The organism is Leisingera sp. UBA4491 (assembly GCF_002388965.1).
In the GTDB taxonomy this organism is placed as follows: domain Bacteria; phylum Pseudomonadota; class Alphaproteobacteria; order Rhodobacterales; family Rhodobacteraceae; genus Leisingera; species Leisingera aquaemixtae.
In genome coordinates, this window is sequence record NZ_DGNN01000013.1 from 43,039 (window position 1) to 62,738 (window position 19,700).

16 protein-coding genes are annotated in these 19,700 nt (G+C 65.2%); 9 read left to right on the forward strand and 7 right to left on the reverse strand.

Annotation, left to right across the window (positions count from 1 at the left end; genetic code table 11):
• The first annotated feature begins 42 nt into the window (after positions 1-42).
• Positions 43-1,002: a GlxA family transcriptional regulator gene (locus B2P87_RS06075; protein WP_141891707.1), complete on the forward strand. Its 960-nt coding sequence runs from the start codon at positions 43-45 to the stop codon at positions 1,000-1,002.
• A 21-nt stretch (positions 1,003-1,023) separates the two neighbouring features.
• On the opposite strand, the gene B2P87_RS06080 is transcribed toward B2P87_RS06075, so the two are convergent.
• Entirely contained in the window at positions 1,024-2,214 is a 1,191-nt protein-coding gene (locus tag B2P87_RS06080; protein WP_208764506.1) for a hypothetical protein, read from the reverse strand.
• An 83-nt stretch (positions 2,215-2,297) separates the two neighbouring features.
• On the reverse strand, positions 2,298-2,720 hold the full coding sequence (locus tag B2P87_RS06085; protein ID WP_141891706.1) for a VOC family protein: 423 nt from the start codon (positions 2,718-2,720) through the stop codon (positions 2,298-2,300).
• A 165-nt stretch (positions 2,721-2,885) separates the two neighbouring features.
• Here B2P87_RS06085 and ade point away from each other — a divergent pair, with 165 nt between their 5' ends.
• The 8 genes from ade (at position 2,886) to msrA (ending at position 10,105) form a co-directional block, all read left to right on the forward strand.
• Positions 2,886-4,688 carry an adenine deaminase gene (ade, locus tag B2P87_RS06090; protein WP_141891705.1) on the forward strand — a complete coding sequence of 601 codons (1,803 nt, stop codon included), beginning with the start codon at positions 2,886-2,888 and terminating at the stop codon, positions 4,686-4,688.
• The gene (locus tag B2P87_RS06095; RefSeq protein WP_141891704.1) at positions 4,685-6,151 is read left to right on the forward strand and encodes an AMP nucleosidase; all 1,467 of its coding nucleotides are present in this window, start codon (positions 4,685-4,687) and stop codon (positions 6,149-6,151) included. Before ade ends, B2P87_RS06095 begins: the two co-directional genes overlap by 4 nt.
• Positions 6,152-6,291: 140 nt before the next feature.
• Positions 6,292-6,579, forward strand: coding sequence for an HU family DNA-binding protein (locus B2P87_RS06100; protein ID WP_008553440.1), 288 nt, complete (start codon positions 6,292-6,294; stop codon positions 6,577-6,579).
• Between the two features lie 164 nt (positions 6,580-6,743).
• Positions 6,744-7,367 (forward strand): LysE family translocator, encoded by a 624-nt coding sequence (locus tag B2P87_RS06105; protein WP_141891703.1) that lies wholly within the window; start codon positions 6,744-6,746, stop codon positions 7,365-7,367.
• A 71-nt stretch (positions 7,368-7,438) separates the two neighbouring features.
• Positions 7,439-8,344, forward strand: a complete 906-nt coding sequence (locus B2P87_RS06110) for a DMT family transporter (RefSeq protein ID WP_141891702.1) — start codon at positions 7,439-7,441, stop codon at positions 8,342-8,344.
• 109 nt (positions 8,345-8,453) lie between these two features.
• Complete coding sequence (locus B2P87_RS06115; protein ID WP_058287417.1) at positions 8,454-9,017, forward strand: DUF4202 domain-containing protein; 564 nt, start codon at positions 8,454-8,456, stop codon at positions 9,015-9,017.
• A gap of 126 nt (positions 9,018-9,143) precedes the next feature.
• Positions 9,144-9,593, forward strand: a complete 450-nt coding sequence (gene msrB, locus B2P87_RS06120) for a peptide-methionine (R)-S-oxide reductase MsrB (RefSeq protein WP_058287416.1) — start codon at positions 9,144-9,146, stop codon at positions 9,591-9,593.
• Complete coding sequence (msrA, locus tag B2P87_RS06125) at positions 9,590-10,105, forward strand: peptide-methionine (S)-S-oxide reductase MsrA (RefSeq protein WP_141891701.1); 516 nt, start codon at positions 9,590-9,592, stop codon at positions 10,103-10,105. Before msrB ends, msrA begins: the two co-directional genes overlap by 4 nt.
• Before the next feature lie 149 nt (positions 10,106-10,254).
• On the opposite strand, the gene B2P87_RS06130 is transcribed toward msrA, so the two are convergent.
• From B2P87_RS06130 to gltB, 5 genes are all read right to left on the reverse strand, one after another.
• On the reverse strand, positions 10,255-12,261 hold the full coding sequence (locus B2P87_RS06130; protein ID WP_141891700.1) for a hydantoinase/oxoprolinase N-terminal domain-containing protein: 2,007 nt from the start codon (positions 12,259-12,261) through the stop codon (positions 10,255-10,257).
• Positions 12,262-12,333: 72 nt separating this feature from the next.
• Positions 12,334-13,377 carry a tRNA epoxyqueuosine(34) reductase QueG gene (gene queG / locus B2P87_RS06135; RefSeq protein ID WP_141891699.1) on the reverse strand — a complete coding sequence of 348 codons (1,044 nt, stop codon included), beginning with the start codon at positions 13,375-13,377 and terminating at the stop codon, positions 12,334-12,336.
• Positions 13,378-13,445: 68 nt separating this feature from the next.
• Complete coding sequence (locus B2P87_RS06140) at positions 13,446-14,111, reverse strand: glutathione S-transferase family protein (RefSeq protein WP_058287412.1); 666 nt, start codon at positions 14,109-14,111, stop codon at positions 13,446-13,448.
• 65 nt (positions 14,112-14,176) lie between these two features.
• Positions 14,177-14,914 (reverse strand): monofunctional biosynthetic peptidoglycan transglycosylase, encoded by a 738-nt coding sequence (gene mtgA / locus B2P87_RS06145; protein ID WP_141891698.1) that lies wholly within the window; start codon positions 14,912-14,914, stop codon positions 14,177-14,179.
• A gap of 242 nt (positions 14,915-15,156) precedes the next feature.
• Positions 15,157-19,689: a glutamate synthase large subunit gene (gene gltB, locus B2P87_RS06150; RefSeq protein WP_141891697.1), complete on the reverse strand. Its 4,533-nt coding sequence runs from the start codon at positions 19,687-19,689 to the stop codon at positions 15,157-15,159.
• Between the last annotated feature and the right edge of the window lie 11 nt (positions 19,690-19,700).

Here is a 19,700-nt window from a genome sequence, read left to right on the forward strand (position 1 = left end):
ACGCCGCTTGCGTGCGCCTATCGTGCAGAGATAGAAATAATCATGCGGAATTGGACAAAAGATACTGCTGCGTTGCAGCAAATTGATGTGCTGCTGTTTGACGCCTTCTCCGCCCATTGCCTGGCCAACACGGTGGAGCCGCTGCGGGCGGCCAACACCTTTGCCGGGCGGCAGGCCTATGCCTGGCGGTTCCTGACTCTGGACGGCGCACCGGCGGTGTCCTCGTCCGGCATGGAGGTGCGGGCGCATGGGCAGCTAGGCGAATGCAGCGGCGATTTGCTGATCGCGATGCCGTCTTATGACTTCCTGCGCCATGCCACCGTGGCCACCGCCCGGGCGCTTAAGTCCGCCGCGCGCCGCTACAAGCGACTGGCGGGGTTTGACACCGGCGCCTGGCTGCTGGCAGGCGCCGGGCTGCTGGACGGGCGGCGGGCCACAATCCATTGGGAGGAGCTGGGCCGCTTCACCGAGGCTTTCCCTGAGGTCCAGGCCGAACGCGCCCGCCAGGTTTGGGATGGCAACCGCATCACCTGCACCGGCGCGCTTGCCGCCTTTGACACCATGATGGAGCTGATTGGCGAGCAGCACGGCGCCGCCCTGCGGCTGGAGGTCGCCGCCCTGTTCATGGCGCCCGAGGCGACGGAGACACAGGACCCGATCCTGGTGCGCGGCAAGTCCGTGGCCCGCGCGGTTGCGGTGATGCAGGCTAACTTGGAAGCGCCCTTGCCGATTGCTGCCGTGGCCAGGAAAGCAGGCCGCAGCCAGAAGGGTCTGGAGGCCCGGATGAAGGCCGAACTGGGGGCAACGCCGCAGGCCGTCTACCGTCGGCTGCGGTTGATACAGGCCAGAAAGCTCGTGTTAGAGACTGTTTTGAGCGTATCGGAGATTGCCCTGCGCTGCGGCTATGACGACCCGAGCGCCCTCACGCGGGCGTTCAAAGCGGAGTTTGGTGTCACTCCGCGGACCTTGCGCGGTGGTGGGCAAATTGCCCACCCTACGTAGGGTGGGCGATTCCGCCCACCGTTAGCCCTGTTTGGCGGCCATCCACTGGTTCAGCCGCCACAATCCCCAGGCCAGCGGGATCGCGGCCAGACCGCCGATCACATAGGCCAGCGGCTCATCCGCGAAGGATTCGAAGATCTGCGTATAGGCATGGATCGCGGCAAAGGTCAGCGCCGCGTTGAACAGCCCGCGCTGATGCCGCTGCGCCGCCCAGAAGATAACCGCCGCCAGCACCACCGCCCACAGCACCGAATAGACGTTCTCGGAAATGAACAGCGCGCTGTCGCGGAAGGCATCGCGGGCGGCAGAAAAGGCGTCCCAGTCCTCGTAGCCATCGCTGAAGCGGCCCGGGCCCCAGACGGTTTCGCCAACGACATCCCCCCACAGCGAGCCGACCAGCGCGCAGAGGTTTGCAACCACAAACCCCAGGATCGCCAGGATGCGCAGATGCCGGGCGTCGCGCTCAGCCAGCCGGGACGCGCCCCAGACACAGAACACGATCAGCAGCACCATCTGCAGGATCGTCAGCGTCGATTCCGGCGAATAGAACACATAAGCCGCATGGAAATAGCCGGTGCCGGTCTCCAGCATCTGTGCAAAGGGCGCAATCGCCAGCGCGGTGACAAAGCGCACATCAACCTGCCAGCCTGCCAGGGCCAGCGCCGCCGCATAATACAGCAGTGCCAGGTTCCGCAGCGGCGAGCCGATGCCGTATTGCTGCAGCAGCAGCTCGATCGCCGCAAGATGCATGGCCAGCCCCATCAGCAGGATCGCGCCCAGCACAAACCCCGTGGACCAGGCCCCGTGCCGCCAGCGCCAAGTGCAGATCAGCGCCACCAGCGCGCCGGCGGGCAGCATCACCCAGCCGGCGATGTCCTCGTATTTGTCCACCAGCTCGATCCCGGCGCCGCCCATCAGCATGCCCGCGCCGATCAGCGTGGCGGAATTGCCGAACATCCGCAACATCTCGCCGCCGCGCGCCAGCACCGCCAGCCCGCCGCCCAGCATCAGGATGCCGGTCACTGCCACCGCCAGCGGGTCCGCCAGCCAGAAGATGAACCCGGCAGTGGCGGCGATGATCCCGAAACACAGGATCGCATTCACCGCCAGCGACACCATCACTTCGCGCGAGCGCGCCTCGATGGTGCGGGCCTGATCCGGGGTCAGCACCCCTTCCTCGACCAAGGCAGTTGTATCGGCAATGGCGTGCATCAGCGGTCCCTCGCGGCATCCAAACGGTTCCGCCCAGCATGGACCGGCCATCGCCGCAGCGAAAGGGGAGGAATTCCCGCCGCTTACCCCTTGGGCCGGCTGGGCACCCAGGCGTAGCCGTTATCACACAGGATGTAGGCCTCGCGCAGGCCGTGCGGCTTGTCCGCGGGCGCCTGCAGGATGATGACCCCCGCTGCCTCCGCCCGCGCCACGGCCTCATCCGGATCGGTATCATACAGGCGGATCTCGATCCCGGCGCCGCGCGGCGGGGTTTCCGGCAGCAGCCCCAGCAGCGGATTTTCCGCATAGGTCCCGTCTCTGTGCAGCTGAAAGACCTGTCCGCCATAGGTAACGATGGCAAAATCCTGCGTCACCTGATGGCCCTTCATGCCCAAAACAGTCTCTAAAAAGGCAACTTCTGCCGGAACATCCCGCACTAGCAGATTGATCCCGATCCCGCTCAGGGACCGTCCGAAGCTGTCTCCATCCACCGTTTGGTAGTCCATGCCAGGCCCTCTCCAAGAACAGCAGAACCATCCTGCAAGCGATCGTTCTGCCGCGGCAATGCCAAATGCGTCAGTCTTCGGTGCCTTTCCACCGCCCGCATGAAGCTTTGATGGCAATGCAAGCAATCCGCTTGCCTTCCCGCCTGCAATCGGAACAATTGGATTATGTCAGATAACATTTTCCCAAGCTGGCCCGACACCGCCCCGCAATTGATCGAAGTCGCCGCAGGCCGCGCGCCGGCCGACACGGTGATCCGCAAGGGCATCTGGGTCAACGTCCACACCCGCGAGCAGCTGCCGGACCATGATATTGCGATCAAGGCGGGCCGTATCGCCTATGTCGGGCCGGATGCCTCCTATTGCACCGGGCCAAAGACGCAGATCATCGAGGCCAACGGCCGCTACATGATCCCCGGCCTGTGCGATGCCCACATGCATATTGAAAGCGGCATGCTGACCCCCGCGGAATTTGCCCGCGCGGTGATCCCGCATGGCACTACCTCGATGTTCACCGACCCGCATGAGATTGCCAATGTGCTGGGTCTGGACGGCGTGCGCTACATGCATGACGAAGCGCTGATGCAGCCCGTAAACATCTTCACCCAGATGCCCAGCTGCGCGCCCTCCGCACCGGGGCTGGAGACCACAGGTTACGAAATCTCCGCCGAGGATGTGGAAGAGGCTATGAACTGGCCCGGAATCATCGGTCTGGGCGAGATGATGAACTTCCCCGGCGTCGCCAATGCCGACCCCAAGATGCTGGCCGAAATCGCCGCCACTCAGCGCGCGGGCAAGACGGTGGGCGGCCACTATGCCTCCCCCGACCTCGGCCCGGATTTTGCGGCCTATGTGGCGGGCGGCCCGGCGGATGACCATGAAGGCACCTGCGAAGCCGACGCCATCGCCCGGGTGCGCCAGGGGATGCGCTCGATGATGCGGCTGGGCTCTGCCTGGTATGACGTCGAAAGCCAGATCACCGCGGTGACCAAGAAGGGCCTCGATCCGCGCAACTTCATCCTCTGCACCGACGATTGCCATTCGGGCACACTGGTCAATGACGGCCACATGAACCGGGTGGTGCGCCACGCCATTGCCTGCGGCTGCGACCCGGTTGTCGCCCTGCAGATGGCCACCATCAACACCGCCACCCATTTCGGGCTGGAGCGGGAGATCGGCTCCATCACCCCCGGGCGGCGCGCCGATGTGATCCTGACCTCAAGCCTCACCGAACTGCCCATAGAAGTGGTGATCGCCCGCGGGCAAATCGTGGCGGAATCAGGCTCTATCAAGGTAGATTGCCCGCATTACGACTGGCCCGCCAGCGCCCGCGGCACCGTCCATCTGGGGCATGAGCTAACAGCGCAGGATTTTGAACTCACCGCGCCCGAAGGCGCCAATGCGGTCACCGCCAATGTGATTGGCGTGGTGGAAAACCAGGCCCCGACCAAGGCGCTGCAGGCGGAGCTGCCGGTGGTGGACGGGCTGGTCGAGGGCAGCGGCGATGTCTGCCAGATCGCCCTGGTCGAGCGCCACCGCGCCACTGGCGGCGTCACCAATGCCTTTGTCTCGGGCTTCGGCTATACCGGCAAGATGGCGATGGCCTCCACCGTGGCGCATGACAGCCATCACATGATCGTGGTCGGCACCGACCGCGAACAGATGGCGCTGGCCGCCAACCGGCTTGCCGAGGCGGGCGGCGGCATTACCCTTTATAAGGATGGTGAGGAGCTTGCTCTGATTGAGCTTCCGATCGCAGGCCTGATGTCCGACAGCCCCGCAACCGATGTCGCCGCCAAGGCGCAGAAGATGGTTGAGGCGATGCAGGCCTGCGGCTGCAGCCTGAACAACGCCTATATGCAGCATTCGCTGCTGGCGCTGGTGGTGATCCCGGAACTCCGGATTTCCGACCTGGGCCTTGTCGACGTCCGCACTTTCCAGAAAATTCCGGTGATCGAGCCCGTGCAATGATAACAACAAAACACCCCGGCCATCCGCCGGACGAAAGCTTCAACGACGCGACCGAGGCCGTCGACCGGCTGGAGTTGCTGTACCGGCAGGCCACCGGCTTCATCTGCGAGGAGTTCTCCCGGGCGATGGCCGACGGCGCGCCGGACAACCAGCGCATCCGCGCCTTTTACCCGGAGATCCGCTTTTCCACCCTGACCTTCGCCCAGGTGGACAGCCGCCTCAGCTTCGGCCATGTCTCTGCGCCCGGCACCTATGCCACCACGGTGACGCGGCCGGACCTGTTCCGCAATTACCTGATCCAGCAGATCGGCCTCCTGATCCGCAACCACGGCCAGCCGGTGACCATCGGCGTGTCGGCCACCCCGATCCCGGTGCATTTTGCGGTCGCCTCGCGCCCGGATCTCACCGTGCCCCAGGACGGCGCCGCCGGTTTCACCCTGCGCGACGTCTTTGATGTGCCGGACCTGTCGACCACCAACGACGACATCGTCAACGGCACCTACCAGCCGGCCAACGGCATCGGCCCGCTGTCGCTGTTCACCGCCCAGCGCGTCGACTACTCGCTGGCCCGGCTGACCCATTACACCGCCACCAGCACCGAGCATTTCCAGAACCACGTGCTGTTCACCAACTACCAGTTCTACGTGGCCGAATTCGAAGCCTATGCCCGCGCCCAGCTGGCGGACCCCAATTCCGGCTACACCAGCTTTGTCAGCACCGGCGATCACCAGATCACCGATCCATCGGCAAAGATCCCGGACATCGCCAAGCTGCCGCAGATGCCGACCTATCACTTGAAGCGGGACGACGGGAACGGCATCACCCTGGTCAACATCGGCGTCGGCCCCTCCAACGCCAAGACCGCCACCGACCACATTGCGGTGCTGCGCCCGCACGCCTGGCTGATGGTCGGCCATTGCGCGGGCCTGCGGAATACCCAGGCGCTGGGGGACTTCGTGCTGGCGCATGGCTACCTGCGCGAAGACCACGTGCTGGACGACGACCTGCCGATCTGGACCCCGATCCCGGCCCTGGCCGAAATCCAGGTCGCGCTGGAGGAAGCGGTGGCGGAGATCACCGAATACGAAGGCTTTGACCTCAAGCGGATCATGCGCACCGGCACTGTCGCCACCATCGACAACCGCAACTGGGAACTGCGCGACCAGTCCGGCCCGGTGCAGCGCCTGTCCCAATCCCGCGCCATCGCGCTGGACATGGAAAGCGCCACCATCGCCGCCAACGGCTACCGCTTCCGGGTGCCCTACGGCACGCTGCTCTGCGTTTCTGACAAACCGCTGCACGGCGAGCTGAAGCTGCCGGGCATGGCGTCGGACTTTTACCGGACCCAGGTTGCACGCCATCTGCAAATCGGCATAAGAGCAATGGAGCGTTTGCGCGGCATGCCTTTGGAGCGGCTGCACAGCCGGAAATTGCGTTCGTTCGACGAAACCGCCTTCCTTTAAGGCTGATTTTCGCTGTTTTCCGGCAAAAAATGCCTGTTTTCCCTTATACGGAGCACACAAGAAGTTGTGTTACCATACAACATAACGATAATGTCTCGCGATGAGGCCCCACAGTTCGGGCAGCTTTAAGGAGACGAAGAATGTCCAAACCGATGACCAAAACCCAGCTTGTTGCCGCACTGGCCGAGGAAATGGGCAGTGACAAGAAAACTGCAGGTTCTGCGCTGGAAGCGGTCTGCTCGCTGATCACCCGCGAAGTGTCGGGCGGCGGTGCCGTGACTCTGCCGGGCGTCGGCAAAATCTACTGCCGCGAGCGCCCCGAGCGCGAAGTGCGCAACCCGGCAACTGGTGAGAAATTCACCAAGGAAGCCGACAAGGTGGTCAAGATGACCATCGCCAAAGCGCTGAAAGACAGCGTCAACGGCTGATCCCGGACATCATCCGGACGGTTTCAGGGCTGCCCCCGCGGGCGGCCCTTTTCTTTTGCCTGGCGGGCCGTGCCGGCCGACGGTTCGTCCGCCGCCGCAGCGTTGCCGCTTGCCAGAACCGCCCGGCACACGCATCCTTTGGGTGGCGGCCAAGGGAGGGCATCATGGAAAACGTCAATCTGGTGATGATCCTGGCAGCCGCCTTCCTGGGCGCCGCCAGCCCTGGCCCGGCGACGCTGACCATTGCCGGCACCTCGATGCAGCATGGCCGCAAACCCGGTCTGGCGCTGGCCGCGGGGGTCTGCACCGGTTCGCTGATCTGGTCGGTCTCCGCCGCGTTCGGGCTGGGCGCGGTGATGCTGGCCAACGCCTGGATGTTCGAGGCGGTCCGCTATGCCGGCGCTGGATACCTTATGTACCTTGCCATCCGCTCCGCCCGGTCGGCCCTGCGCCCCGGTGCGCCAATGCTGCGCGCCGCCGCCGCGCCAACGCTGCGGAGCGCCTATGGCAAAGGTCTGGCGCTGCATCTGACCAACCCCAAGGCGGTGCTGTTCTTCGGCGCGCTCTACGCCATCGGCCTGCCTCCCGGCACCTCTGTATCGGCGCTGCTGCTGGTGATGGCCGCCATCGCGGTGCAAAGCACCCTGATCTTCCACGGCTACGCGCTGCTGTTCTCCAGCCAGGCGGCCAGCCGCGTCTACATCCGCCTGCGCCGTGGATTTGAGGCCGCCTTTGCCGCTGCCTTCGGCGCCGCCAGCTGGCAGATTCTGGCGGCCCGGCTCAGCTGACACCGGTCCCGCCCGGCTTGATCTCTGCCCGCATATTCCGGAAGGTCCACCGCGGGAGAAAGGAATTCACGATGGATGCGCGCGCTATTGCCATGGGGCTGGCCTTTGCCCTGATGTGGTCCTCCGCCTTCACCTCGGCCAGGATCATCGTCCAGGACGCCTCGCCATTGTTTTCCCTGGCGGTACGGTTCCTGATCTCCGGGCTGATCGGCGTCGCCATCGCCCGTGCCCTGGGGCAGACCTGGCGGCTGACGCCGGGCCAGTGGCGGGCCACGGTGATCTTCGGCATCTGCCAGAACGCGCTGTACCTCGGCCTGAACTTTATCGCCATGCAATGGATCGAGGCCTCTCTGGCCGCCATCATCGCCTCCACCATGCCGCTTCTGGTGGCGCTGGCAGGCTGGGCGCTGTTCGGCGAACGGCTGCGGCCGCTGGGTTATGCCGGCCTCGCCGCAGGCATCCTGGGTGTTGCCCTGATCATGAGCACGCGGCTCAGCGCCGGTGTCGACCTGCTGGGTGTCGGCCTGTGCGTCATCGGCGTGCTGGCACTGACCGCCGCAACCCTCGCCCTGCGCGGTGCCACCTCCGGCGGAAATTTCATGATGGTGGTCGGTCTGCAGATGCTGATCGGCTCGGCCGTCCTGTTCATGGCCGCGCCGCTGACAGAGGAGATTTTTGTCACCCCCACCTGGCGCCTGGCCGCTGCCTTCACCTACACGACCATTGTGCCAGGCCTGACCGCCACCTTCATCTGGGTGCTGCTGCTGAACCGCATCGGCGCGGTGCGCGCGGCCACCTTCCATTTCCTGAATCCGGTGTTCGGCGTTGCCGTTGCCAGCGTCCTGCTGGGCGAAAAACTGGGCCCGCTTGACTTGCTGGGTGTCGCCATCGTCACAGGCGGTATCCTGGCCGTCCAGCTCGCCAGGCAGGCGGACCGGCCCAAGGCGGAGCTCTCCCGCGCGGCAAAGCCGGGCTGACACCCGCCCCCGCTCCTTGGGCGCGGCGCCGCCAAGGCGGCGCGGCCCGTTGCGCCTCTCCGCGCTTACCGCTTAATCTGATCTCAAGATCCCAACCGGAGGACGCGGCATGAGCGCGCAATTGACACAGGTGCTGGAGGCGATCGACGCCGCCAACGCCCAGGACCCCACCCTGGAAGACGGCCAGCCCGCCGCGCTGCTTTATGGCCAGCGGATGAGCCAGGAGCAGCAACGCCTGTTCCCGGACGCCACCGAGGTGCTGCAGATCGCCGCCCGCGGCCAGCATGTGGAACGCTGGAAGCTGGCCCGCGAGGCCTTCCCCGAAGGCCGGGCCGGCTACCTCGCCTGGCGCAAGGCCGAGGCTGTTCATCACGCCGATGTGGTCACCTCGCTGATGCAGAACGCAGGCTATGGCGCCGAAGACACGGAGGCCGCAGCCAAGATGCTGCGCAAGGAGGGGATCAAGCGCGACGCCCAGGTGCAGGCGCTGGAGGACATCATCTGCTTTGTCTTCCTCAAGTGGTATTTTGCCCCCTTCGCTGCCAAGCACCCCGCCGACAAGGTGCAGCGCATCGTGGAAAAGACCGCGCGCAAGATGTCGGCAGACGCCCGCGCCCGGGTGCTGCGGGAGTTCGACCTGCCTGGAGACCTCGCTAGTGCCTTCGCTGCCTGACCGAGCATCTGTCCCCGGGCCCGGCCTCCGCAGCACACGGCTTTGCGAGCCGCCTGTAACAGGGCTTTGCATTTGCGCATCCAGACCCCATGTTCTGCACCAAACGCGAACAGGCGGGAGGACACCATGACCAAATACTTCAAGAACCCGGACGCCATTGCCGCCCTCTCCGAGGAAGAGTTCTACGTGACCCAGAACGCGGGCACCGAACGCCCCGGCACCGGCAAGCTGCTCCATAACAAGGAGCCGGGCATCTATGTGGACATCGTCTCGGGCGAGCCGCTGTTTGCCTCCTCCGACAAGTATGAATCGGGCTGCGGCTGGCCCAGCTTCACCAAGCCCATCGAATCCGCCCACATCCAGGAACTGGAAGACCGCAGCCTCGGCATGATCCGCACCGAGGTCCGCTCCACCCATGGCGACAGCCACCTGGGCCATGTCTTCCCGGACGGCCCCATGGACCGCGGCGGCCTGCGCTATTGCATCAACTCCGCCTCCCTGCGGTTTGTCCATCTGGACGACATGGAGGCAGAGGGCTATGGCGCCTATATCAACCAAGTGGAGGTCGTGAAATGAGCACCACCGAACGCGCCGTCCTGGCAGGCGGCTGTTTCTGGGGCATGCAGGAACTGATCCGCAAGCGCCCGGGCGTCATCAGCACCCGCGTCGGCTATACCGGCGGCGATGTCCCCAATGCCACCTACAGGAACCACGGCACCCATGCCGAAGGGATCGAGATCGTCTTCGACCCTGCCGTTACCTCTTACCGGGAGCTGCTGGAGTTCTTCTTCCAGATCCACGATCCGACCACCCTGAACCGCCAGGGCAATGACATCGGCATGAGCTACCGCTCCGCGATCTACTACCTGGACGACACCCAGAAAGCGGTCGCCGAGGACACCATCGCCGACGTCGACGCCTCCGGCATCTGGCCCGGCAAAGTGGTGACTGAGGTCGAACCCGCAGGTGATTTCTGGGAAGCGGAACCGGAGCATCAGGATTACCTGCAGCGGCTGCCCACTGGCTACACCTGCCATTTCCCGCGCCCCGACTGGGTGCTGCCCAAACGCGGCGCTGCTGCGGAATAGGCTCTAACAGGCCGCTTTCAGCCCCGCCGCACTCCGGCGGGGCTTTTCACATGCCAGATCCGCAGCAAGCTCCCCTGCTTCTTCTGGCCCAAAATATCCCCGCCGGAGGCAGCGGGTTTTCGGAAAACCCGCTTTAGCGCTCAAGACGCCTAGGCGTGCGCCACCCTCGGCCGGCCGCTGGCCTCCACCGTCAGCGTGCCTTCGACGAACACTTGCCGCGATTCCACCTGCGCCAAGCGGATATCCCGCTCCACATGCACGTGGATATCCTCGGCACCGGCCTCCTCCGCTGCGCCGCGCGCCTCCTCTGCCAAGGCCGCCTCCAGCGCTGCCAGTGCTTCGTCTGAGGCCGGGAAATCCACCGGGCCGCTCTCCAGATGCACCCGGTACTTGCCCTCCGCCGGGGACGTCACGGTGCCGCTGCGCCGCATGGTGACCCGGCCCACCACCGCGCCGATGGCGTTCGCCACCCCGGCATGTTCCGGCAGGATCATGTTGCAATGCAGCCGCTCCCCCACCGCCGGATAATAGCTGGGGGCAGAGGCGCCCAGCCCCACCACATCCACATTCAGCGACGCATCCAGCGCCAGCAGGCCACGGTGCCGGGCCAGGCCCCTTTGCAGCAGCACATGCCGGGCCAAATCCTTCTCCGGCAGGCCAAAACTCTCGGCTTCTTCGGCAAAAGCAGACTCTAACAAGGTCAAAGCGGTTTGCTCCGTCAGCTGATCAATGATCATCTGCGCCAGGGTTTCGGCGTCTTTTGCCACCATGTCGCCACTGCCTATCCGCCGGCGGACAAACAGCGTCAGCGCCTTCTCCGCCGCCTCGCGGTCCCAGGCCTCCACCCGGCCCAGCACATGGCTGGCATCCGAAGGCGTCACACCGGAGACTTGCACCAGCCCGCGGTCCACCAGCCGGCCCAGCGAGCCATGCTCCATCCGGGTGCGCAGGATCTGGCCCAGCGGATGCACCTGCATCCCGATCCGCGCCAGCAGCCCGGCCTCCCGCTCGCTCAGGCCCGCCACCGGCACCCCAGGGACCGCCCGGACGAAGCGCCCGTCAAACTCGCCCGCGGTGGAATTACGCAGCTGCTCATCCAGGGCCGCATGCACGACATCGGGCGCATCGGTCGCAATCAGCGACACCGGCACCACCCGGCGCGGTCCCAATGTCAGCCCGCCAGACAGCCCGCTGGTGTTCAGATGCACCTGGCTGTCGCCACCCAGGCCGGTGGTGCGCATCGCTACCGCCTCCACCATGGTGCGGAACTCACCCACCCGCGCTCCTGCCGGATCAATCGCCGGCTTGCCGTCCCTGATCAGCGCCACATCCGTTGTGGTGCCGCCGATGTCGCTCACCAGCGCATGATCCGCCCCGGTCATCCAGCGCGCCCCGACAATCGAGGCCGCCGGCCCGGACAGAATGGTCTCGATCGGCCGCTCCCGCGCCTGCTCGCCGCTCATCAGCGCGCCGTCGCCGCGCACCACCATCATCGGCGCCCCGATGCCCAGATCGCGCAGCGTGTCCTGCGCCCGCCCGATCAGCCGGTCGATCATGCCGATCAGCCGCGCGTTCAGCACCGCCGTCACCGCCCGTTTCGGCCCGTTCAGCTTGGCCGACAGATGGTGCGAGCAGGTGACTGGCGCGCTGGTTATCTCATGGATGATCCGCGCAGCCTCAATCTCATGCGCCGGATTGCGAGTGGCAAAGACCCCGGCCACGGCAAAGCCGGTCACCCCCTGGCCCTCGGTCCGCAGGAACATCTCCAGCGCCCCGACATCCAGCGGCGCCGCCTCGCTGCCCGCGTGGGTGTGGCCGCCGCCGATCACCAGCGCCGGATCGCCCTTCAGCGCGTCCCGCAGCCCGTGCCGGTCCAGGTCAGCCTCGGCAAACCCGACATAGACCAGCGCCACCCGTCCGCCCTGCCCCTCGACTAGCGCATTGGTGGCCAGCGTGGTGGACAGGGCCGCCAGCGACACCTCCTGCGGCTGCACCCCGGACTGCTCCAGCACCGCCCGGATCGCGCCGCCGACCCCGATCGCCAGATCCTGACGCGTGGTCAGCGACTTGGCAGAGGCGATCACCTCCTTCTCGTCGCGGATCAGCACCGCATCGGTATAGGTTCCGCCCGTGTCCACTCCCAGCAGCAACGCCATGCCCAGCCCTCTCAAACTCTGTTCGCCGGACTGGGTGTAACGCCTATTTGCGGCCCGTCCATCCTGTTTGCGTCACGAAAGCCGTTGAACCGCCCACCGCGCCGCATCCGCCACCGCCGGATCCGGATCCTCCGCCAGCCCCTGCGCCACCGCGCGCAGCTCCGCCAGGCCGGAATTGCCGATAGCATAGAGCACATTGCGCACAAACCGGTCGCGCCCGATCCGCTTGATGGGCGAGCCGGAGAACATCTCCCGGAACGCCGCATCCTCCAAGGCGGCAAGCTCCGCCAGCTTCGGCGCCTTCAGATCCTCGCGCGCGGCATAGCGCATGTCGCTGGCGGCCACCGCAAATTTGTTCCAGGGACAGGCCGCAAGACAGTCGTCGCAGCCATAGATCCGGTTGCCCATCTTCTCCCGCAGTTCCTCCGCCACCGGACCTTTATGCTCGATGGTGAGGTAGGAGATGCAGCGCCGCGCATCGACCTTGTACGGGGCTGGGAAGGCATCGGTCGGGCAGCTGTCCAGACAGGCCCGGCACGACCCGCAGCGGTCCCGCTCCGGCGCATCCGCAGGCAGCTCCAGCGTGGTGAAAACAGAGCCTAAAAAGGCCCAATTCCCCCAGTCCCGGCTCACCAGATTGCTGTGCTTGCCCTGCCAGCCCAGCCCTGCCGCCTGGCCCAGCGCCTTTTCCGGCACCGGTGCGGTGTCGACAAAAACCTTCACCTCGCAATCCTCCCCGGCTTCCGCAATCAGCCAGCGCGCCAGCCGTTTCAGCCGCTTCTTGACCAGGTCGTGGTAATCTTTGTTGCGGGCATAGACCGAAACCGCGCCGCGATCCGCCTGCCCGACCACCGCCATCGGATCCTCTTCGGGCGTATAGCTTTCCGCCAGCATGATCACCGACCGCGCCTCCGGCCACAACAGGCTCGGGTCACCCCGCCAATGGGTCCGCTCCGCCATCCAGCCCATCTGCCCGTGATAGCCCGCATCCAGAAAGACCTGCAGCCGTCCAGGCACCTCCGGCACATCCCACGGGCGGCAGACCCGGCAGGAGACAAACCCCTCCGCCAGCGCCTGGGCAACCAGCTTTTCCTTGATGCCGGATCGGTCTTTCATCTTTCGCCAAAAACTCCGGGGGAGCGGCCCGCAGGGCCGCGGGGGCAGCGCCCCTGCCCCCGTTGGTATCAGAAATCCAGGTCAGTGTAATGCGGCGGCGGCCGGAAGCCCGGCACCTGATCCGCCAGGATCGACCGGAACGCTGGCCGCGACTTGATCTTGGCATACCAGTCCTTGACCACCGCAGACCGGTTCCAATCCACATCCGAGATATAATCCAAGGACGACAGATGCGCGGCAGCGGCAAAATCCGCCAGCGTCATCATGTCGCCCGCCAGCCAGCGCCGGTGGTCCAGCAGCCAGGCCATGTAGTCCAGGTGGTATTTGATCGCCTTGGCCCCCGCCTTCACGTTGCGGCTGTCGGGATAGCCCTCGCCGGTGATCTTCTTGTTCACCCGCTCATACAGCAGCTTGGAAGTCACCTCTTGGTGGAACTTGTCGTCAAACCAGCTCACCAGCCGGCGCACCTCATACCGGCCCGCGGCATCCTTGGGGATCAGCGCAGGCTCCGGCCTGGTGTCCTCCAGATACTCGCAGATCGCCGCGCTTTCGGCCATCATCTGGCCGTCCAGCCGGACCACCGGCACCTTGGCGGCCGGGTTGCGGCGCAGGAAATCGGGATCCTGCTCCCAATAGCGCTCCTCGACCAGCTCGACCTCGATCTTCTTCTCCGCCAGCGACAGCCGCACCTTGCGGCAAAAGGGGGACAGGGGAACGTGGTACAGGCGCGCCATGGCTACAGGGGATCTCCAGAAACGTTACTACGGATACCCAGCAATGCCTTGGCCGGGAGAAAGATTCAATCCTCGAAACAATCCGCCCGCCCGTCTGCGCGAATGGTAGCCGCCCCATCCTGAATCTGCCGCGCCCGGCGCTGCACAAAGTTTGAAGGCTTGCGGGCCGAACGCTCCTTGGGATTGGGCAGCACGGCGGCAATCAGCGCCGCCTGCCGCGCGCTCAGCTGGTCCGGGCCGACTCCGAAATACTTCCGCGCCGCGGCTTCGGCGCCAAACACGCCCTCGTCCATCTCGGCCACGTTCAGATAAACTTCCAGAATACGCCGCTTGCTCCAGACGATCTCCACCACCGGGGTCAGCAACGTCTCCAGCACCTTGCGCGGCCAGCTGCGGCCCTGCCACAGGAACACGTTCTTCACCACCTGCTGCGAGATGGTCGAGCCGCCGCGGCTGCCGCCAGCCTCGATCGCCGCCTGGATGGCGCGGGCGTCAAATCCCCAATGGCGGCAGAACTGCGCATCCTCCGCCGCCACGACGGAGCGCGCCAGCACCGGAGCCATCTCCTCCAGCGGCACCCACATCCGGTCCACCTCGCCCAAGCGGCGCTGCTCGGCCCAGATGGTATGGGTGACCGGCGGGTTCACCACTGAAAACAGCAGGATGAGGACAAGAAAAACCGCCGCCACCGCCAGCACCGCGCGCAAGATCCAGCGCCGAAACGCACGCAACGGCTGAATCTGCCGCTTTGCCGTCTTCTTGCTGCTCTTGGTTGTCTTCTTTTTTGCAACTGCCTTGGCCATGACTCTCTATAGGACGGCTGGGGGGCATTCACAAAGGGTCAGTTGCCTTGCTGCCGCAATCTGCCGGTCCGGAGTTTTCGGGGGCGCGGGGAGGGGCGCTGCCCCTCTTGAGCCTGCGGCTCAATTCACCCCGGGATATTTCCGGCCAGAAGAAGAGTGGTTTCCGGCAGGACGCGGCCCGCAGGCACAGAAAACCCCGCAAGCCTGCGCCTGCGGGGTTCGGTTTTTGTCTCTAGCCAGGCTTACTCCGCGGGAACGGCAGCCTTCTCCTGCATCACCGGATGCGCCAGCTTGTCGAGCATCTCCTTCGGGCAGACTTGCAGGAAGTTGCCCTTCTCGATGTCCCAATGCTGCAGGATCTCCGCGGCCTTGCGGCTGCCGGTTTCCTGCTGATGGCGTTCGATCAGGCTTTTCAGCTCCGCCTCCCAATGCGCCACGGTGACCGGACAGGTGACCAGCGATTCCTTATTCATCAGGGTCGCGGCCTTACCCTCCGGGTCATAGAGATAGGCCATGCCGCCGGTCATCCCCGCACCGAAGTTGGCGCCGATCGAGCCAAGGATCACCGCAACGCCGCCGGTCATGTATTCGCAGCCGTTGGAGCCGCAGCCCTCGATCACCACCTTGGCGCCGGAATTGCGCACCGCAAAGCGTTCGCCCGCACGGCCCGCCGCAAACAGGTAGCCATCGGTCGCGCCATACAGCACGGTGTTGCCGATGATGGTGTTTTCCGAGGCCACCAGCGGGCTTACCTGCGGCGGGCGCACCACGATGGTGCCGCCCGACAGGCCCTTGCCGACATAGTCATTGGCATCGCCCGACACTTCCAGCTTCAGCCCCGGCGCCGCAAAGGCGCCCAGCGCCTGACCGGCAGAACCCTGCAGTTTCACCGTCAGGTGGTCCGGCTGGAACGAATTCCGCATGCCGAAGTTGCGCACGATGTGGCTGGAGGTGCGGGTGCCCACGGAGCGGTGGGTGTTCTGGATCGCATAGGACAGCTGCATCTTCTCGCCATCCTGCAGGAAGCGGGCGGCGTCGCGCACGATTTCCGCATCCAGCGTGTCCGGCACTTCGTTGCGGCCCTTGTCGCGGTTGTAGACGATGTTGGCGGAGCCATCGACGGTGATCAGCAGCGGGTTCAGGTCCAGGTCGTCCAGATGGGCAGAGCCGCGCGAGACCTGCGCCAGCAGGTCGGCCCGGCCGATCACGTCGTCCAGGCTGCGGGCGCCGATGGAAGCGAGGATCTCGCGCACTTCCTGGGCGTAGAAGGTGATCAGGTTCACCACCTTGTCCGCGTTGCCGGTGAACTTGGCGCGCAGGGATTCGTCCTGGGTGCAGACGCCGACCGGGCAGGTGTTGGACTGGCACTGGCGCACCATGATGCAGCCCATCGCGATCAGCGCCGCGGTGCCGATGCCGTATTCCTCGGCGCCCAGCATCGCCGCCATGACAATGTCACGCCCGGTGCGCAGCCCGCCGTCGGTGCGCAGCGTCACCCGCTCGCGCAGGTTGTTCATCGCCAGCACCTGATGCGCTTCGGTCAGGCCCATCTCCCACGGCAGGCCCGCATATTTGATCGAAGTCGCAGGCGACGCCCCGGTGCCGCCGTTGTGGCCCGAGATCAGGATGATGTCGGCCTTTGCTTTGGCAACGCCCGCGGCGATGGTACCAACGCCGGAGGACGCCACCAGCTTCACCGTCACCTTGCAGCGCGGGTTGATCTGCTTGAGGTCATAGATCAGCTGCGCCAGGTCCTCGATCGAGTAGATATCATGGTGCGGCGGCGGCGAAATCAGGGTCACGCCCTTGGTGGAGTGGCGCAGGCGGGCAATCAGGTCGGTGACCTTCATCCCCGGCAGTTGGCCGCCTTCGCCGGGCTTGGCGCCCTGGGCCACCTTGATCTCCAGCTCTTCGCACTGGTTCAGATACTCGGCGGTCACGCCAAAGCGGCCCGACGCCACCTGCTTGATCTTCGCAGACGGGTTATCACCGTTCGGCTCCGGCACGAAGTGCGCCGGATCCTCGCCGCCCTCGCCGGAGTCGGACTTGGCGCCGATCCGGTTCATCGCAACGTTCAGGGTCTTGTGCGCCTCGGGCGACAGCGCGCCCAGGCTCATGCCCGGCGTCACAAAGCGCTTGCGGATCGCGGTGATGCTCTCCACTTCCTCCAGCGGGACCGGCTTGCCCAGCGGCTTGATCTGCAACAGGTCGCGCAGATGGATCGGCGGGTTCGACTGCATCTTCGCCGAATACTGTTTCCACAGCTCGTAAGAGGCGCGGTTGCAGGCCATCTGCATCATATGCATGGAGGTCGCTTCCCAGGCGTGCGTCTCACCCGATTTGCGTGCTTTATAAAAACCGCCGATGGGCAGAATGCCTTCCGTAGCCTTCCAGGCCTTGGCGTGGATTTCTTCTGCCTTGGTCTGGATACCGGTCACACCGATGCCGGAAATCCGGCTGGTCATGCCCGGGAAGTACTCGGCACACATGGCGCGGCTGAGGCCCACCGCCTCAAAGTTCAGGCCGCCGCGGTAGGAGGACACCACCGAAATCCCCATCTTCGCCATAATCTTCAACAGGCCTTGGTCGATGGCCTCACGGTAACGCGCGACGTTTTCGGTCAGGCTGCCGTCCAGCAGCCCGCGCTCAATGCGGTCGGCCAGCGAATCCTCGGCCAGATAGGCGTTCACCACGGTGGCGCCGCAGCCGATCAGCACCGCGAAATAATGCGGGTCGATACATTCGGCGGACCGCACGTTCAGCGAGCAGAAGGTGCGCAGGCCCTTGCGGGTCAGATGCGAATGCACGGCAGACGTTGCCAGGATCATCGGCATCGCGACCTTTTCAGGCCCGGAATGCTGGTCGGTCAGCACGATATGGCCAGCGCCGGAGCGCACGGCCTCCTCGGCCTCGGCCCGGATCCGCGCCAGCGCCGCGTTCAGCGCGCCCTTGCCGGGGGCAAAGGTGCAGTCGATCTCGGCCAGCGGCGCGTTGAACTGCTTTACCAGCTCATCCCACTGGGCATTGCCGACAAAGGGGCTTTCCAGCACGATGATCTCGGTCTGGGAGCTGTCCTCGTCCAGCACGTTCTTCAGGTTGCCGAACCGGGTCTTCAGCGACATCACCCGGTACTCGCGCAGGCTGTCGATCGGCGGGTTGGTCACCTGGCTGAAGTTCTGGCGGAAGAAGTGGCTCAGCGGGCGGTACATCTTGGACAGCACGGCAGAGGGCGTGTCATCGCCCATCGAGGCCAGCGTTTCCTTACCGTCCTCGGCCATCGGTGCCAGGATCTGCTCCAGCTCCTCAATCGAATAACCGGCCGCAACCTGGCGGCGGCGCAGCTCCTCGCCGCTGAACAGCGGCTGCTCGGTGACGCTGGCCAGGGTTGTATCCAGATCGTTGATCCGCTTGACCCAGTCGCCGAACGGCAGTGCGCGGGACAGCTTGTCCTTGATCTCGGTGTCGCGGAACAGCTTGCCCTTTTCCATGTCGACGGCCAGCATCTGGCCCGGGCCCAGCGCGCCCTTTTCAACCACACTGGCCTCTTCGATTGGCACCATGCCCGCCTCGGAACCCGCGATCACCAGCCCGTCGCCGGTCACCACATAGCGCATCGGGCGCAGCCCGTTGCGGTCCAGGCCCGCGCAGACCCAGCGGCCGTCGGTCATCGCCAGCGCCGCGGGGCCGTCCCAGGGCTCCATCACGGAGTTGCAGTAGGAATACATGTCGCGCCAGGCCTGCGGCAGTTCGACCGCCTGCTTGGACCAGCTTTCCGGCACCAGCATGGTCTTGGCCATCGGCGCCGAGCGGCCCGCGCGCACCAGAACCTCGAACACGCCATCCAGCGCGGCGGAGTCGGAGGCGCCGCCCGGCACGATCGGCTTGATGTCCTCGGCATAGTCGCCAAAGGTCGAAGACGCCATGCGGATCTCATGGCTCTTCATCCAGTTCAGGTTGCCCTTCAGCGTGTTGATCTCGCCGTTATGGGCCAGCATGCGGAACGGCTGCGCCAGCCACCACTGCGGGAAGGTGTTGGTGGAATAGCGCTGGTGATAGATCGCGAAGGCGCTCTCGAACCGCTCGTCCATCAGGTCCGGATAGAACACCGCCACCTGCTCCGCCAGCATCATGCCCTTGTAGATGATCGAGCGGCAGGACAGCGACGCGATATAAAGGCCCGAGATGCCGGCCGCCGACGACACCTTCTCGATCCGGCGGCGGATCACATAAAGCTCGCGCTCAAAGGTTTCCTCGTCCACGCCCTTGGCGTTGGAGATCAGGATCTGCTCGATCTCCGGACGGGTGGCATTGGCCTTTTCGCCCAGGCAAGTGATATCCACCGGCACGTGGCGCCAGCCATAGATGGAATAGCCCATGCGCAGAACTTCGGTTTCCACGATGGTCCGGCAGCGCTCCTGAGCGCCAAAATCCGTGCGCGGCAGGAACACCTGGCCGACCGCCATCAGCTCATTCTGGCGGGGCTCGTGGCCGGTGCGGCGGATCTGGTCATAGAAGAAGGGCACCGGGATCTGCACATGGATGCCCGCGCCGTCGCCGGTCTTGCCGTCGGCGTCCACTGCGCCGCGATGCCAGATCGCTTTCAGCGCGTTGATGCCGGCCTCAACCACCTTGCGGCTTTTCTTGCCGTGGACCGAAACCACCAGCCCCACACCGCAGGATGAATGTTCTTCTTCCTCGGAATAGAGACCGTTCTCGGCCATCCACTTGCGCTTGGCTTCCTCGGCCTTGACCCACGCGGCATCAAATTTGGTCATGACGTTCTCCG